This window comes from Parazoarcus communis SWub3 = DSM 12120 (assembly GCF_003226565.1).
GTDB classification, from domain to species: domain Bacteria; phylum Pseudomonadota; class Gammaproteobacteria; order Burkholderiales; family Rhodocyclaceae; genus Parazoarcus; species Parazoarcus communis.
On sequence record NZ_QKOE01000150.1, the window covers coordinates 1 to 343 of the forward strand.

1 pseudogene is annotated in these 343 nt (G+C 67.1%); it reads left to right on the plus strand.

The features are described from left to right. Positions 1 to 343 (plus strand): annotated as a pseudogene (locus DNK49_RS23495) (IS1634 family transposase); the annotation flags it as partial.

Below are 343 nucleotides of genomic sequence, written 5' to 3' on the forward strand. Positions count from 1 at the left end.
CGCCAACGGTGTCGTTCGAATCCGCGCGCGCGCTCGGCAATGTGTGGGCGCTGACCGAGCTGTGGAAGTCGCTGGGCTTCTCCGGGCTGCGCCGGGTGTTCCGCCGCACCCGCCGCACCACGGACGTAGAAGCGTTGATCCGCCTGATGGTGCTCAACCGCCTGTGCGACCCCGAGTCCAAGCTCGGCGTGCTTCGCTGGGTGCAGACGGTTGCGTTGCCCGATTTCGGGCCGAAGGCGGTCACCCACCAGCAGTTGCTGCGCAGTCTCGATGCCCTGATGGATCACCAGGATGAGGTCGATGGCGTGGTCGCTGGGCTGCTGCGCCCGCTGATCGATCAGGA